The organism is Kribbella antibiotica, from assembly GCF_004349055.1.
GTDB lineage: Bacteria > Actinomycetota > Actinomycetes > Propionibacteriales > Kribbellaceae > Kribbella > Kribbella antibiotica.
Window position 1 is genome coordinate 18,471 of record NZ_SMKX01000030.1, and the last position, 15,259, is coordinate 33,729.

11 protein-coding genes are annotated in these 15,259 nt (G+C 67.8%); 9 read left to right on the forward strand and 2 right to left on the reverse strand.

Annotated features, from left to right (window positions below; translation table 11 throughout):
• Nucleotides 1–94 precede the first annotated feature (94 nt).
• From E1263_RS13105 to E1263_RS13145, 9 genes are all read left to right on the forward strand, one after another.
• On the forward strand, nucleotides 95–847 hold the full coding sequence (locus E1263_RS13105; RefSeq protein WP_238161213.1) for a helix-turn-helix transcriptional regulator: 753 nt from the start codon (nucleotides 95–97) through the stop codon (nucleotides 845–847).
• Nucleotides 844–2,256 (forward strand): Fe-S cluster assembly protein SufB, encoded by a 1,413-nt coding sequence (gene sufB, locus E1263_RS13110; protein ID WP_132167540.1) that lies wholly within the window; start codon nucleotides 844–846, stop codon nucleotides 2,254–2,256. The genes E1263_RS13105 and sufB overlap by 4 nt, the downstream gene beginning before the upstream one ends.
• A complete protein-coding gene (gene sufD, locus E1263_RS13115; RefSeq protein WP_238161214.1) occupies nucleotides 2,256–3,470 on the forward strand; it encodes a Fe-S cluster assembly protein SufD in 1,215 nt (404 codons plus the stop codon). Before sufB ends, sufD begins: the two co-directional genes overlap by 1 nt.
• Nucleotides 3,467–3,802 (forward strand): non-heme iron oxygenase ferredoxin subunit, encoded by a 336-nt coding sequence (locus E1263_RS13120; protein WP_132167542.1) that lies wholly within the window; start codon nucleotides 3,467–3,469, stop codon nucleotides 3,800–3,802. The genes sufD and E1263_RS13120 overlap by 4 nt, the downstream gene beginning before the upstream one ends.
• A gap of 25 nt (nucleotides 3,803–3,827) precedes the next feature.
• Nucleotides 3,828–4,589, forward strand: a complete 762-nt coding sequence (gene sufC / locus E1263_RS13125; protein WP_132167543.1) for a Fe-S cluster assembly ATPase SufC — start codon at nucleotides 3,828–3,830, stop codon at nucleotides 4,587–4,589.
• On the forward strand, nucleotides 4,586–5,842 hold the full coding sequence (locus E1263_RS13130) for a cysteine desulfurase (protein WP_132167544.1): 1,257 nt from the start codon (nucleotides 4,586–4,588) through the stop codon (nucleotides 5,840–5,842). The genes sufC and E1263_RS13130 overlap by 4 nt, the downstream gene beginning before the upstream one ends.
• A gap of 3 nt (nucleotides 5,843–5,845) precedes the next feature.
• On the forward strand, nucleotides 5,846–6,304 hold the full coding sequence (sufU, locus tag E1263_RS13135) for a Fe-S cluster assembly sulfur transfer protein SufU (protein ID WP_132167545.1): 459 nt from the start codon (nucleotides 5,846–5,848) through the stop codon (nucleotides 6,302–6,304).
• The gene (locus E1263_RS13140) at nucleotides 6,297–6,701 is read left to right on the forward strand and encodes a metal-sulfur cluster assembly factor (protein WP_132167546.1); all 405 of its coding nucleotides are present in this window, start codon (nucleotides 6,297–6,299) and stop codon (nucleotides 6,699–6,701) included. The genes sufU and E1263_RS13140 overlap by 8 nt, the downstream gene beginning before the upstream one ends.
• A gap of 617 nt (nucleotides 6,702–7,318) precedes the next feature.
• Nucleotides 7,319–7,939 carry an acVLRF1 family peptidyl-tRNA hydrolase gene (locus E1263_RS13145; RefSeq protein ID WP_238161215.1) on the forward strand — a complete coding sequence of 207 codons (621 nt, stop codon included), beginning with the start codon at nucleotides 7,319–7,321 and terminating at the stop codon, nucleotides 7,937–7,939.
• On the opposite strand, the gene E1263_RS13150 is transcribed toward E1263_RS13145, so the two are convergent.
• Nucleotides 7,930–8,481, reverse strand: coding sequence for a hypothetical protein (locus E1263_RS13150; RefSeq protein WP_132167547.1), 552 nt, complete (start codon nucleotides 8,479–8,481; stop codon nucleotides 7,930–7,932). The two genes, E1263_RS13145 and E1263_RS13150, sit on opposite strands and share 10 nt — an antisense overlap.
• The gene (locus E1263_RS13155; protein WP_132167548.1) at nucleotides 8,481–15,245 is read right to left on the reverse strand and encodes a hypothetical protein; all 6,765 of its coding nucleotides are present in this window, start codon (nucleotides 15,243–15,245) and stop codon (nucleotides 8,481–8,483) included. The genes E1263_RS13150 and E1263_RS13155 overlap by 1 nt, the downstream gene beginning before the upstream one ends.
• Nucleotides 15,246–15,259 lie beyond the last annotated feature (14 nt).

Genomic DNA, 15,259 nt, shown 5'->3' on the forward strand with positions numbered 1-15,259 from the left:
CGCTCACGCCCACCTCTAAGGCCCAGCGGCGGGTCGTGAGCCGGTTAGGGCAGCCTTATTTGAAGGGCTCTCCGAATTAAGCCACACTGATGTTGTGAAAACTTCCGCGACCCCTGTGAAGGGAACTGCCGCGGCGTCTGCCGGCACCGGCAGCGCGCGGGACGAGTCCACCCGGGACCGGGTGGCCCGGTCGATCCTGACCAACGGCCCGTCCAGCGCCGCGGTGCTCGCTGAGCGCCTCGAGCTGACGCCCGCCGCCGTCCGGCGGCACCTCGACCACCTCCTCGACGAGGGCCTGGTCGAGTCCCGTGAAGAGCGTGTCTACGGCCCTCGCGGCCGCGGCCGCCCTGCAAAGGTCTTCGTGCTGACCGACTCCGGCCGGCATGCGTTCCACCAGGCGTACGACGACCTGGCCGCCACCGCGCTGCAGTTCATCGCGGAGGCCGGCGGGGAAGAGGCGGTCGCGGAGTTCGCGCGCCGCCGCGCCGTCGAGGTGGGACAGCGGTACCGGGAGCTGATCGATGCCGCTCCCGAGAGTGACAAGGCGGAGGCGCTGGCCCAGGCGCTCACCGGCGACGGCTATGCCGCCTCCACCGCAGTCAAGGGTCAGGGCACTCAGCTCTGCCAGCACCACTGCCCGGTCGCGCATGTGGCCGAGCAATTTCCCCAGCTGTGTGAGGCCGAGACCGAGGTGTTCGCCACCTTGCTCGGCCGGCACGTCCAGCGGCTGGCCACCATCGCCCACGGCGACGGTGTCTGTACGACGCATATCCCGGGACCGGCAGTGAACTCTGCCAGCCCCGTTTCCTCTGTATCCGACGGCGAATCTGCGAGGACTGCACGATGACGCAAACCGCTCACCCGGAGCTCGATGGGCTCGGTACGTACAAGTTCGGCTGGTCCGACAGTGACGCTGCCGGCTCCGTCGCCAAGCGCGGAATCAGTGCCGAGGTGGTGCAAGGCATCTCGACGCTGAAGAGCGAGCCCGAGTGGATGCTCGACCTGCGGATGAAGGGCCTGAAGCTCTTCGACCGCAAGCCGATGCCGTCGTGGGGTGCCGACCTGTCCGGCATCGACTTCGACAACATCAAGTACTTCGTCCGGTCGACGGAGAAGCAGGCCACGAGCTGGGAAGAACTGCCCGAGGACATCAAGAACACCTACGACCGGCTCGGTATCCCGGAGGCGGAGAAGCAGCGTCTCGTCGCCGGCGTCGCCGCGCAGTACGAGTCCGAGGTCGTCTACCACCAGATCCGTGAGGACCTGGAGGAGCAGGGTGTCATCTTCGTCGACACCGACACCGGCCTGCGTGAGTACCCGGAGCTGTTCCAGGAGTACTTCGGCTCCGTGATCCCGGTCGGCGACAACAAGTTCGCCGCGCTGAACACGGCCGTCTGGTCCGGCGGCTCGTTCATCTACGTGCCCAAGGGCGTCAAGGTGGACATCCCGCTGCAGGCCTACTTCCGGATCAACACCGAGAACATGGGCCAGTTCGAGCGGACGCTGATCATCGTCGACGAGGACGCCTACGTCCACTACGTCGAGGGCTGCACCGCGCCGATCTACAAGTCGGACTCGCTGCACTCCGCGGTCGTCGAGATCATCGTGAAGAAGGGCGCCCGCTGCCGCTACACGACGATCCAGAACTGGTCGAACAACGTCTACAACCTGGTCACCAAGCGCGCCACCTGTGAGGCCGGCGCGACGATGGAGTGGATCGACGGCAACATCGGTTCCAAGGTGACGATGAAGTACCCGGCCGTCTACCTGATGGGTGAGCACGCCAAGGGCGAGACGCTGTCGATCGCGTTCGCCGGCGAGGGTCAGCACCAGGACGCCGGTTCGAAGATGGTGCACAACGCGCCGTACACGTCGAGCTCGATCATCTCGAAGTCCGTCGCCCGCGGTGGCGGCCGGACGTCGTACCGGGGTCTGGTCGAGGTCGCGCCGGGTTCGCACCACAGCAAGTCCACGGTCCGTTGTGACGCGCTGCTGATCGACTCGATCAGCCGCTCCGACACCTACCCGTACGTCGACGTCCGCGAGGACGACGTCGCGATGGGGCACGAGGCCACCGTCTCCAAGGTCAGCGACGACCAGCTCTTCTACCTGATGAGCCGGGGCATGGCCGAGGACGAGGCAATGGCGATGATCGTCCGCGGCTTCATCGAGCCGATCGCCCGCGAGCTCCCGATGGAGTACGCGCTGGAACTCAACCGGCTCATCGAGCTGCAGATGGAAGGGGCCGTCGGCTGATGTCGACTGACACTCTGGTTGCCACTGGCAACAAGGCGCATTCGCACGGACCGGGCTCCCCGGTTCCGCTGCAGGCCCGGAGCGAGCGGCCCACGTCGTACGACGTCGACGTCTTCCCGGTGCCGCACGGCCGTGAAGAGGAGTGGCGCTTCACGCCGATCAAGGCGCTGAAGTCCCTGTTCGAGGACTCCGAAGGCACCGAGACGCCGAAGATCGACGCCTCGGGCCCGGAGCGGGTCGAGATCGAGACCGTCGTCGCCGACGCGCTCAAGGTCCTGATCCCGCAGGACCGCGCGTCCGCGATCGCCTGGAAGCAGTCCCCGGCCGCCCTGGCGATCCGGATCCCGAACGAGGCCGAGCTGACTGAGCCGGTCCACGTGAACGTGGCCAGCCTCGGCGGCCGCGGCTACACGCACCTGATCATCGAGGCCGGCCGGCACAGCCGCGGGCTCGTGATCATCGATCACACCGGTGCCGGCGAGCTGAGCAGCAACGTCGAGATCAAGGTCGGCGACGGCGCCGAGCTGCGCGTCGTGAGCATCCAGCAGGGTGACCACGACTCGCTGCACCTCGCCCAGCACGACTCGCTGATCGGCCGCGACGCCAAGCTCAAGCACGTCGTCGTGACGCTCGGCGGCAAGGTCGTCCGCATCAACGCCAACATCCGGTACGCCGGTCCTGGCGGCGACGCCGAGTTCCTCGGGGTGTACTTCGCCGAGTCGGGCCAGCACCACGAGCACCGGCTCTTCGTGGACCACGAGGCCACGAACTGCAAGAGCAACGTGCACTACAAGGGCGCGCTGGCCGGTGACAACGCCCGCTCGGTCTGGATCGGCGACGTACTGATCCGCGCGGCCGCCGAGGGCACCGACACCTACGAGCTGAACCGCAACCTGCTCCTGACCGAAGGCGCTCGCGCCGACTCGGTGCCGAACCTGGAGATCGAGACCGGCGAGATCGAGGGCGCGGGTCACGCGTCCGCGACCGGCCGTTTCGACGACGAGCAGCTGTTCTACCTGCAGGCGCGCGGTATCCCTGAGGATGCAGCTCGTCGGCTGGTCGTGTCCGGCTTCTTCAACGACATCATCGGCAAGATCGGTGTCCCCGAGGTCGTCGAGCACCTGCACGAGGTGATCGAAACCAAGCTGGCCCGCACCGCCGCGCTGACCGAGTCCGCGCTGCGTAAGTCTAATGAGCCGGTCCTCGGCCAGTGAGCGACAGCTTTGAGCGCGCCTGCGCCGCCACCGACGTACCGGACGAGGGAGTCGTCTCGGTGGAGATCGGTGGCGTCGAGGTCGCGGTCGTGAAGAGCGAAGGCCAGTACTTCGCGGTGCGCGACGAGTGCTCGCACGCGCAGATCCAGCTGTCCGAGGGTGACGTCGGCAACTGCGAGATCGAGTGCTGGCTGCACGGGTCGCGTTTCGACCTGCGCACCGGCGAGCCGCTGAGCCTGCCCGCGTACGACCCGGTGCCGGTCTACCCGGTCCGCCTCGACGGCGACGACCTGTTGGTAGACGTCAAGAACCCCCTGAACCAGGCTTCCTAGTTAAGACACGGAGATAGAAAACCTCATGGCGACACTCGAGATCCGCGACCTGCACGTGTCGGTCGACACCGAGAACGGCCCGAAGGAGATCCTGCGCGGCGTCGACCTGACCATCGCCGGTGGTCAGACGCACGCGATCATGGGCCCGAACGGTTCCGGCAAGTCCACGCTGGCGTACTCGATCGCCGGCCACCCGAAGTACAACGTCACCAGCGGCACCGTGACGCTGGACGGCGAGGACGTGCTCGACATGTCCGTCGACGAGCGCGCCCGGGCCGGTCTGTTCCTGGCCATGCAGTACCCGGTCGAGGTCCCCGGTGTGTCGGTGTCGAACTTCCTGCGCACCGCCAAGACCGCCATCGACGGCGAGGCCCCGAAGCTGCGGACCTGGGTCAAGGACGTCAACAAGGCGCTGTCCGACCTGGACATGGACGCCGACTTCGGCAACCGCAACGTGAACGAGGGCTTCTCCGGTGGTGAGAAGAAGCGCCACGAGATCGTCCAGCTGGAGCTGCTCGACCCGAAGATCGCGATCCTCGACGAGACCGACTCCGGCCTCGACATCGACGCGCTGAAGATCGTCTCCACCGGCGTCAACCGGTTCGCGGAGAAGGGTGACAAGGGCGTTCTGCTGATCACCCACTACACCCGGATCCTGCGCTACATCAAGCCGGACTTCGTCCACGTCTTCGTCGACGGCAAGGTCGCCGAAGAGGGTGGCGCCGAGCTCGCCGACGAGCTCGAGGCGAACGGCTACGAGCGCTTCCTGAAGGCGACTGCCAAGTGACCGACGCCCGGACATTCAGCAGTCCGCTGGACCTGCAGTCGGTCCGGGCGGACTTCCCCATCCTCTCGCGTGAGCTTGCGGGTGGGTTCCCGCTGGTCTACCTGGATTCGGCCAACTCTTCGCAGAAGCCGGTCCAGGTGGTCCAGGCGATCTCCGATCACTACCTGAAGCACAACGCGAACGTGGCCCGCGCCATGCACCAGCTCGGTGCCGAGGCAACGGCGGCGTACGAGGGTGGTCGCGACAAGGTGGCGGCGTTCATCGGCGCCACCAACCGCGACGAGATCGTCTTCACCAAGAACGCCTCCGAGGCGCTCAACCTGGCCGCGCACACGCTCGGCGCCGGATTGAAGCCGGGCGATGTCGTGGTGATCTCCGAGATGGAGCACCACAGCAACATCGTCCCGTGGCAGCTCGCGTGTGAGCGCAGCGGCGCGACGCTGAAGTGGTTCGGTGTCACCGAGGACGGCCGGCTCGACCTGTCGAACATCGACGAGCTGCTCACCGAGCAGACCAAGGTCGTCTCGCTGACCTGGGTGTCGAACGCGCTGGGCACGATCAACCCGATCGCCGAGATCGCAGTCAAGGCCAAGGCGGTCGGCGCGACGGTTGTCGTCGACGCCTCGCAGGCCGTGCCGCAGTTCCCGGTTGACGTCTCCACGCTCGGCGTGGACATCCTCGTCTTCACCGGGCACAAGGCCGTCGGCCCGACCGGCATCGGCGTGCTCTGGGGCCGGTACGACCTGCTCGCTTCGCTGCCGCCGTTCCTCGGTGGTGGCGAGATGATCGAGATCGTCCGGATGACGGGGTCGACGTACGCGCCGCCGCCGGCTCGATTCGAGGCCGGTACGCCGCCAATCGCGCAGGCCGTTGGTCTCGGCGCAGCACTGGATTACCTGTCCGGGATCGGCATGGACAAGATCGCTGCGCACGAGCACGCGATCGTCGAGTACGCGCTCGAAGGGCTGAAGACGGTTCCGGGGCTGAAGCTGCTCGGGCCGACCGACGCTGTCGATCACGGTGGCGCCATCAGCTTCGAGCTGGCCGGCGTCCACCCGCACGACATCTCGACCGTGCTGGACACGCGAGGAATCGCCGTACGGGCTGGTCATCACTGTGCACGTCCGGTCCATGAGCGGTTCGGAATGCAATCGTCGACCAGAGCGTCTTTCTACCTGTACACGACTCCCGAGGAGATCGACGCGCTCGTCGACGGCCTCGGATTCGTCCGGTCTTTCTTCAAGGTGGACTGAACCATGCAGCTGGACAGCCTTTACCAGGAGATCATCCTGGATCACTACCGCACCCCGCACCACGCGGGGCTCGCGGACCCGTACGACGTGGAGGTGCACCACGTGAACCCGTCCTGCGGGGACGAGGTCACGCTCCGCGTCGAGCTCGACGGTGACACCGTGAAGGGTGTCACCCACCACAGCGTCGGCTGCTCGATCAGTCAGGCGGCGACGTCGGTGATGTCGGACCTCGTGATCGGCAAGCCGGTCGCCGAGGGAATGGCGACGTACGAGAAGTTCCTCGAGCTCATGCAGAGCCGCGGCAATATTGAGCCCGACGAAGAAATCTTGGAGGACGGCGTCGCCTTCGCGGGCGTCGCGCAGTTCCCCGCCCGCGTGAAGTGCGCACTGCTGGGCTGGTCGGCCTGGCGCGACGCCACCGCGCAAGCGCTGGCCGCCAATGAAGGAGTGAAGAATGTCTGACCAGACCGACGAGAAGATCGAGCTGCCCGAGGTCGACCTCGAAGCAGCCGCCGCGGCCCAGGCCGCCGGCGCGACGCCGGGCACGACCCCGCCGCCGGTCGAGGACGTCCTCGAGGCCCTCAAGGACGTCGTCGACCCCGAGCTCGGCATCAACGTCGTCGACCTCGGCCTGATCTACGGCGTCACCGTCGACGACAGCTCGACCGCGATCATCGACATGACCCTGACGTCCGCGGCCTGCCCGCTGACCGACGTGATCGAGGACCAGACCCGGATGTCCCTCGAGGGCCTGGTCAACGACTTCCGGATCAACTGGGTCTGGATGCCGCCGTGGGGCCCCGAGAAGATCACCGACGACGGCCGCGACCAGCTCCGCGCCCTCGGCTTCAACGTCTGAGCGCAGTACTTTCAGCACCACACCAGCCAAGCCCGGGGCATGCACCCCGGGCTTAGCCATGCCGGCGTCCCGCCATCCCGCACACCGAACCCACTCGCGCCTCCTCGCCCCCGCCGACTGGGTTCACTCGGCGATCGCCCTGTGCCCCGCCGACTGGGTTCACTGGGCGGTCGCTCTCCGCGCGCCCACTGGGTTCAGTCGCGTGATGCCCGGTCGCGCTCGTCGAGTGGGTTCAGTGTGTTGAGTGTGCCGAGTGTGTCGCCGACAAGCGCTTTCCGGCGACACACCCCGTTCGGTCGACCCAGTGGGTTCAGTCGCGGACCTCGGCGGGCGCCCAGTGGGTTCAGTCGCGGGGCCTCAGTCCGCCCGGTGGGTTCAGTGGGTTGGGGTGGTGGGCGAGTGGCGGCAGTGTGTCGAGTGTGCGGAGTGTGTCGCTGGCAAGCGTTTGTCAGCAGCATTCTGCGTTCAGTCGACTCAGTGGGTTCAGTGGCGGGGCCCTCAGCCCGCCCGGTGGGTTCAGTCGTGGGGACCCAGGGCCGCCCGGTGGGTTCAGTGGCGGGGACCGGCGGGCGCGCAGGGTGGGGTCGGTGGTGAGGGTGATGGGTTAGCGTCGGGTGGTGACTCGGATTGTGGCGGTGGGGCCGGAGCGGTTGGATCGGTGGCTTACTGGGTTTGGTGAGCGGCATGGCGAGGTCCGGTACGACGCGACGCCGGCGACTGTGACGGCTTCGGCGGCGGATGGGTCGGTGGCCGTGGTGGAGGTGCCGTTCGGGCCGCTAACGGAGTTCAGCCGTGAGGGGCTGGTTGCGCATGTGCTGGGGGAGCATCGGCTGGGGCTGCTGCTGGTACGGCGGGGTGGCTATGGCGCGGGGGTTTTCGTGGGCGCCAAGCTGGTGGCCTCGAAGGTTGGGTCGCGGCATGTGCAGGGGACGACGAAGGCTGGTGGGTGGTCGCAGCAGCGGTTCGCGCGGCGGCGCGACAACCAGGCGCGGGAGGCGTTCGCGGCAGCGACAGAGGTCGCCGTACGGATTTTGGCTGGGGCTCGGCTGGATGCGTTGGTGTGTGGGGGAGACCGGCGCGCGATCGAGACTGTGCTGGAGGACCCGCGGCTGAAGGGCATTGCCCAGCTGGTCCGGCCGCCGTTTCTCGGGGTGGCGGATCCGAAGCAGAAGGTGCTGGAGGCAGCCGGCGTGGATGCGCGGGCGATCCGGATCGAGCTGACCGAACCTCAGGAGTAGAGCGCGCGGAAGTCGGCGAGCGTGCCTTCGTAGTACTGCAGGTCGTCGAACAGCTTCGCGCGGTGCACGAGCTGCGGGCTCTCGACCAGCGCCTGGCGACCGAACGACGACCAGATCGCCGACTCCGGCATCACATCCGCATCCTCGGGCAGGAACTTCAAAGCCTCCCGTACGGCGTAAGCGGCGTACTCCCAGTTGAGCTCCACAACCGAGCGGTCCTGGTCAGGTTGCCCGGTGTAGGACATGTCGGCCGTCAACGCCCGCCGACCAAACGTCGACGCGAGAATCGACCACTGCGCCGCATCGAGCAGCGTCGACACCCCGAGCCCGAACGGCAGCCCGAGCTTGCGAGCCGCCTCTTCACTCACGTACGCGATCTCGATCGCACCCGCGGCCGAGTTGTACGTCCAGGAGGTCTCGCCCTCGACCAGGTTGATGCCGGCCTGCAGGTCCGGCGGCGGGACCGCGGGCGCGGACGAATCCGCGGCGGTGAGCACGCTCTCGTAGACCTGCGCTTCGGTCAGTGTCCTGGCGGTCAGCATCAGTGGTGTCGCTCCTGTTCCCGGGCCGGCTTCGACCCTACCGTGACCGGTTTGGGCGTGGGCTGCGGCCGCAACTGCTGGGCGGTCGTGCTGTAGTCGAGCCCCTTCAGCATGCTCGCCGGTACGCCGTTCTGGACCAGCGACTCGGCGACTTTCGCGTTGAAATCCTCGTTGGGCCCCAGCGCGTTGTGGACCTGCCGCAGGTCGACCCGGTTCTGCGCCATCAGCGCGATCCGCTGGTCGAGCCCGGCGAACGCCGATCCGAATCCGCGGTCGCCGCCGATCATCTTCCCGTCCGGCAGCGCGACGTACGTGTCCTCGCGGCCACGATCGAGCACCGACACCACGACCGTTGTCTGCTCGGACTTGGCCTTGGCGATCGCATCCACCAGCGGCTGATACGGCTCGTACACTTCGTTGCCTGCGGCATCTTGCTGAACGGCGCTGGCCCGGATGTCCGCGGCGCCGGGCTGGGCGATCTCCAACTGGGCCCCGGCGAGGGCGGCATCCGCGGAGGCGCCGGTCTCCATCTTGCGGAGCGCCTCAAGATACTCGTGCGTGAGCATCTTGACGAAGTACTGGCCCTTCGCAGCGTCAGGAATCTCCTTGCTGCGCTTGTCTTTCGCGATCGTGACGTCGTAACTGACAGGAATCCGGACGGTGACCAGCTCGCCCTCCTCGAACTTACTGGTCTCCAGCCGGTTCCCATAGGAGTCCGAGTTCTGCTCCTTCACCTGCTCACCCACCGAGCCGCTGACCGAGATCGGCCCGCCGCTCGCCCCGGCGTTCACGCTGCCAGGGCCGAGGTGACTGCCGGTGCTGGAAGTCTTGGCCGACGTCTCCCGCCGGCTGACCGCGCCGGTCTGCGCATCACCGATCGGATCCTCGGCGAGCTCGAAGCCGGTCATCCGCGCGTTGATCGTCACGGCGACCGTGCCCGACCCGTTTCCGCGAGTCGCCAGCGGCGGCAATCGCAGACCGGCCGTGCTCGTCAGGTCGCCGAAGTTCGCCTTCATCGCGGTCGCCTGGAGATAGCCGTCGAGCGTCCCCGAGTGCTCCGCGACCCCGGCCTCCCCGAGCACGCCGGGATGAGCGAGCTCGGCGGACAGGACGTCGTACAGCTGGTTGGTTCTGGCGTCGCCACGCCCGTACGGCGAGGTGCTCTCGACGATCGCGCTCTCGGTGACCTGGATCGGCCGGTGTTCGACCTGCTCGGCGGTCTGCGGGCGCGTGCCGGGCTCGCGGATGAGCTGGCGCGGCGCGTGCAGCGTGACCTCGGCTGTCACCTGACGGGGAGTGGCGACGGTCGTCCGCTCGTCGGGAGTCGTCCGGCCGAGCTTCCAGGCCGTGCTCGTCATGGCTGCCGCTCCGGCGCCGCGGAGCTTGACGACCTCGGATGTGAAGACGACCTGACGCCGTACCTCGGCGAGATCGAAATGGCCGGTCCGCGCGACCGTCGCGTTCTGCAGAGCGCTGCCCGCCGAATCGGTCCGGCTGCGCTCAGCCGCCGCCCCAACATTGCCGTCACCCGCGCTGCCGCCGGCACTCGCGCCGTACGTCGTGCTGTGGCTCACCGACTGCTCTTGGCCGCGATACGCGTAGGCCTGGTCGAGACCGATCGCCGGTACGGCGGGGATTTCCGGCGTACCGTCCACCGTGTACGAATCGACGTACCGCGCGGTGATCCGCACCTGATAGAGATCAGGCACTTGCCCATCGACCGGGACCTCGACCGTCGCGACGAAACCGCGCGGACCGAGCATGTTCTCGAAGCTGCCCTGAAACGCATCCGGGTTCAGGTTGACCCGCAGCGCCGGTGCCAACAGCTTGCTGTCGGCAAGCACCCCAGGCGCGATCTCCTCGAACTGCGGCCGCACCAGCTCGAACAGGTTGACCTGCCCGTCGGGCCCCTCGATCGACTCAAGCTGCGCCGAACCAAGACTCTCCTCGTACGCCGGTCCAAGGTCGACCGGGGTGCGTTGCGCAGCCAGCGTCTCGGTGGCGCGCAGCCGCTCCTCGACCTTCGTGGACTGGCTCGGTGCTTGCCCGCTGGCCTCGAACACCTTGGCGACAAGCTTCTCGGTGTCGTGCTCGGCAGCGAGCCCGGTCGTGACGCCGGCCCGTTCCTTGTTGTACCGCCGGACGAAACCGGTCGCGACCTGCGGTTCCATCGTCACGCGGTCATTCAGATAGCGCTCGGCGACATCAGCCACGACCGGCAGCGGCAGGTCGAGCTTGCCGCTCGCATAAAGCGCGAGCGCCCGCCGCTCGGCCATAGCCTTCTGCGCCAGGGCGTCATCCAGCGGAATCGTCTGTACGACGGTTCCCTGGCTGTCGACGATGTCGGCCTCCAGCTCGTAGCGCTCAAGCAGTTCGTAGTGGGTGCCAGTGTTGACCTGCAGCCATTCCTGACCGGTTGCTCGACTGGTGCTGCGGGATTCCGACGTACCGGCGTTGCGGCCGAGGGACGCCGTACCGAGCACTGCTGAGCTGTCGGCGTTGACCTGACCGCCGCCGCCTTCGACGCCGACCCCGCCTGAGGTCGACGTACCGGAGGTGAAGCCCGCGTCGGTGAGAGTCAGGTTGACGTTGGCGGTGTTCTGCTGGCTGACGGCCAGGAACTGCTGGTCGACCGCGCGGCCGCGGAGCACGACCTTGTACTCCTGCGCGCGGATGCTTCGGTCGTGGACGGCTTCGGCGGGGTTGGCCGGTGGCGGGGTGACGATCATCGGCACCTCGAAGCTGCCGTTCATCCAATCCGGATGCGCGACGAGGCTCTCCGAGGACAACGCGGCGTGCAGTTGCAGCACGGCGCTGGAGTCTTTTCTGAAGGCCTCCGACTCAGTGAAGATCCGGTCGGCCGGATTCCCGGCGTCGACGGCAACGGTGATCGCCTGCCGGACGGCGAGGTCGCTCGGCGCCTTCGCCGGTTTGGTGAGATCCGGCTCAGCCCGCGTCAGCGAGCTCTCGTAGGCGAGATCGACCGAACCCTGTACGTCGGCGATCGGCTCGGCCTGGCCCAGCTCGCGGAAGGTGATCCGGACGCCTTGCCGAAGCACGTCGAGCGGTTCGGTGCTCTCGGTCAGCGTGACCCGGTTGACGCGTCGGCCGCTCGTCCACGACAAGCTGCGGCCGAGCGCGTTCCGGTTGAGCTTCAGACCGAACTTGCCCGCGAGCCCGCGCAGACCCGAGTTCGGGCCGTCGGCCGCGTTGACGCCGGCGGACAGCGGCATGGACCTCGAGCGGCTCGACGAACGACTGGTCGCGCCCGAGGCGATGCCGAGTCTGACCACGTTGCGCCCAGGCGTCGTACCGCGGCCGGTGACGTCGTTGAAGTCCTGCTCGACGCCCAGCCGGAAGTGCCGGTACTCCGGCGTCCGGCCGGTGTGCTGGTTGACGAGGGTGACTGGGATGCCGCCCTGGCAGGCCTGGTTGATACCGGCCTGGATGCGGTGCGCGGTGATGTTCTGGACGATCCGGTCGTAGTTGGCACGCTGACCCGCGTAGTGCAGCTCATCGGCGAACTGCGCCTTGGGCAGAGGCTGGTGGTCGTCGTCGAGCGGCGGCACGAGGCCCATCGCGCTCAGGTTGGCCAGCGCGTCCAGCTGGGCCTGGTCCGCGCCCTGCAGGTTGGAGGCGAGCGCCTTGCCCGGGCCACGCATCTGGTTCGGGCCGTCGCCAAGCCAAGGCGGCAGGGTCTGCGGGCCGGTCGGCGGCTCGGGGTCACCACGCAACAACGCGCGTCCGTCTTGGTCGAACCGCGTTGCGCCCGCCTCATCCCGCCGTACGGCGGCTGCCGCAGCAGGTCCACCCGCGCGCAGCAGGTCGTTCTCGGTGATCCGGAGCCGGCCTTCGCAGACGTCGTCGACGACGATCGGGTCCGCTTTGCGATCGGTCAGTTTGCGCAGCGTGGCCTTGACCTTGAAGTCGACGAGCACGCCTTGTGTCGGACCTTGGTCGCGATGGACGGTCGGGGTGATCGCCGTCGTACTGACGTTTTGGCCGCCGGAGTGGCTGACGTTGCGCCCGGCGCCGACGCCTGGCGTCACGTCGAGCGTGGTCGAGCCGACGTTGTGCAGCGGGTTGAGGCCGACTCCGGCCGTCGCGGTCACCGAGGTGCTGTAGTTCTCGCTGGCGTTGATTCCGGAGAAGTCGACCTCGACGGCCTCCTTCCAGACCTCGTTGCTCGATTCGCCGCTCAGCTTGGCCGTGCTCCACACGGGCTCGAACTCGAGAGTCAGCTCGTAGCCGGGACGACCGTCGACCGAGATCGGCCGGGTGAACCCACCGGGCTTGGTGAACTCGTGCAGCAACCTGGTCGTGTCGCCGGTGATCATGCCGTTGATCTGGTCGTAGCCGACGCGATCCAGGTCGGGTACCTGGCTGACCAGGCGATCGCTGAGGACCTGCAGGCCGTTGATCCGGTTGACGGTGTGTGGCGGGAAGTTTTTCTCGACCTCATCGCCCCGGCCGAGGTCCTTGAGCGTCACGGTCTTGGCGGGCGGCTTGACCGTGTAGGCGCTCGGCACCCACGTGAGTTGCTGACCGGCATCGGCGGTCTCAGGCGTCGACCACGGCTCGGTGGGGGAGTTGCGGACCTCGATCTCCCACTCGCCGGTCCATTGGTAGAGCAGCGACTCGCCTCGGTCGTCATCGACATGGCCGAACTGACCGTGCTGGGAGAAACCCGAGCCCTGGGTCAGCGCCTTCCCATGCGTGACGTCACCGCGCGGAGCGATCACCTGGCCGATCGTGTTCACCACGCTGCCTGGGGGTGCGGCTGCGAGGAGCGGTTGCAGGTTGACGCCGTACGACGTAGTTGATGAGTGGCTGCTGGTGATGCCCACGCCTTGGCCGCCGGCGCCGACCGTGCCGGTCATCTGCTCGGCGAGGTCATAGTCGCGGTCGGCGACCTCGGTGAAGTCGCGGCGCTTCATCTTTAAGCGGACCTGCGCGAAGTCGGGGCCGACCGGGACGACCATGCCGTCCTTGGACATCAGCCGGCGGTACTCGGCGTTCGGGATCGCGCGCGGCGCGCGGTCGTCGAGCCGGTGCTGGATGCCTTGGGCCGTTAGTGCTCTGTTGATGTCGTCAGTGGGGACAAGGAGCGGGGGACCGGTCGGTACGCCGGTCTCCAGGACGTCCTTGACCGGCATCGCCTGCGCGGTGCTTGCTTCGTAGACCTCGGCCCGGTCGGCCGCTTCGGTGGCCAAGGCGGTGAGCTCGGCAGGCGGCGTACCGGGGGTCTCGATCGCGGTCTGCAAGTCGCGGTAGCCGGTCAGGGTGTGCTGTGCGTCCTCGGCCGCCTGACGATAGGCGCCGGCGAGTTCGATGTGCCGCTGCGCTTTGTTGCTGGCAGCAACTGCTTCGACGCGGAATCCTCGGGCTCGTTCAGGGGCGCCGAGGTCGCGCAGCTGCTCCTCGGCAAGCGCCTTCCCCTGCAGGTCGGCAGCCTCGGTGGTGGCTTCGGCGGCCGTGGTCACCTTCTTGTCGGCCAGCTTGGTGAGCTCGGCGACCGAGGATTCGAGCTCACCGATCTGGTTGACGACCTGCTGGCGGAGCGCGGTCGGCGGGTTGGCCGCACGCAGGCGCTCGGCAGCGCGCCCCAGGGCGATGGCGTCAGGCGCCGATCGCGCATCCGGCCCCCACGGGAGCTCGGGGAGCGCGCCACCGCGCCGCTTGATCGTGGTGGCGAGACCTTCGAGATCTCTTCTGATGTCGGTGACCGGTCGGCCTGGGGTGACCTGCGCTTGCCGCCATTCCTTCGAGAGCAGCTGGTACGTCGCGAAGTCCGCGCGCAGGCGGATGTCGCGGCGCTCGGGGCCGAACGCGTAGCGCAGCCGACCGAGCATGCTGGTCGGTCTCGTGCGTTCGGCGGCAACCTCCTGCGTCATCAGGCTGATCTGGTGGGTCCAGATCTGCGCGAGTTGCGCGTCGGCGACGTTGGGGGAGATGCGCAGTACGTGCGGGTCTTCCGGCGTACCGGCGCTGAGACGGCCTTGCGCGAGCAGTGTGCCGACAGTTGAGGCGATCTCGACGCGGACGTGTTGGGGTTGTTCGCCTGATGCGGTTTGGAGAACGACGAGTCCGGAATCGACCGTGGGGTTGGTGTTCAGGCCGACGTCGTCCGCGGTAAGACTCGCGAGGTGTTGGAGTGCGATGTCTGAGGTGAGCTCGTTTGAGCGGATCGTCGGGACGAGGCTGGTGGCGTCGACTGCCCGAGTGAGCGTGCGTCGTCGGGATAACCGCCGCTGCGGTCCAGCGCTCATCCCACTCGCGCCCGCCCCGCTCGTGGTACGACTGATGGTTTGGGCTGCCGCGGCAACGCGGGTGACCGAAGCCGACCTTGCGTCACCGGGGAAAGTGAGAAGACGCGCCGCGGCTTCCGGCGATTCCTCGGCAGCGCTGCGGAGCGCGACCCGCAACATCGCGCGGGCCTCATCCTGCTGGGATTGGTCCAACCCCGGGGCCGCGAGCAATCGATCCAGCGCAGCAGCCGCGCCGAGACCAGGCAATTCGTTGCGTGAACGCGCCGACTCCGCGCCGAGCAGGGCGACCGCCTCGGCGACGATCCGCTCGTCGCGGACCTGATCGGCGGCGCGCCGGGCGAGATAGGTCTGCAACGACTCGGCGAGCTGAGCGGGCAGGACGTCGTACCGGCTGGTCAGCCAGACGCGGCCGTCGCGCAACGGGACAGCGGCCGGCCAAGCGATCCCCAACGCGGTCGCGATCGCCGTCCGGGCACGGGTCTGCGGGTCGGTCACCACACCTCCGAGAG

Excerpts from the sequence above, each read along its gene's own strand:
- sufB (WP_132167540.1), top strand. The coding sequence starts at position 844 with ATGACGCAAACCGCTCACCCGGAGCTCGATGGGCTCGGTACGTACAAG.
- sufD (WP_238161214.1), top strand. The coding sequence starts at position 2,256 with ATGTCGACTGACACTCTGGTTGCCACTGGCAACAAGGCGCATTCGCAC.
- sufC (WP_132167543.1), top strand. The coding sequence starts at position 3,828 with ATGGCGACACTCGAGATCCGCGACCTGCACGTGTCGGTCGACACCGAG.
- sufU (WP_132167545.1), top strand. The coding sequence starts at position 5,846 with ATGCAGCTGGACAGCCTTTACCAGGAGATCATCCTGGATCACTACCGC.
- E1263_RS13140 (WP_132167546.1), top strand. The coding sequence starts at position 6,297 with ATGTCTGACCAGACCGACGAGAAGATCGAGCTGCCCGAGGTCGACCTC.
- E1263_RS13150 (WP_132167547.1), bottom strand. The coding sequence starts at position 8,481 with ATGCTGACCGCCAGGACACTGACCGAAGCGCAGGTCTACGAGAGCGTG.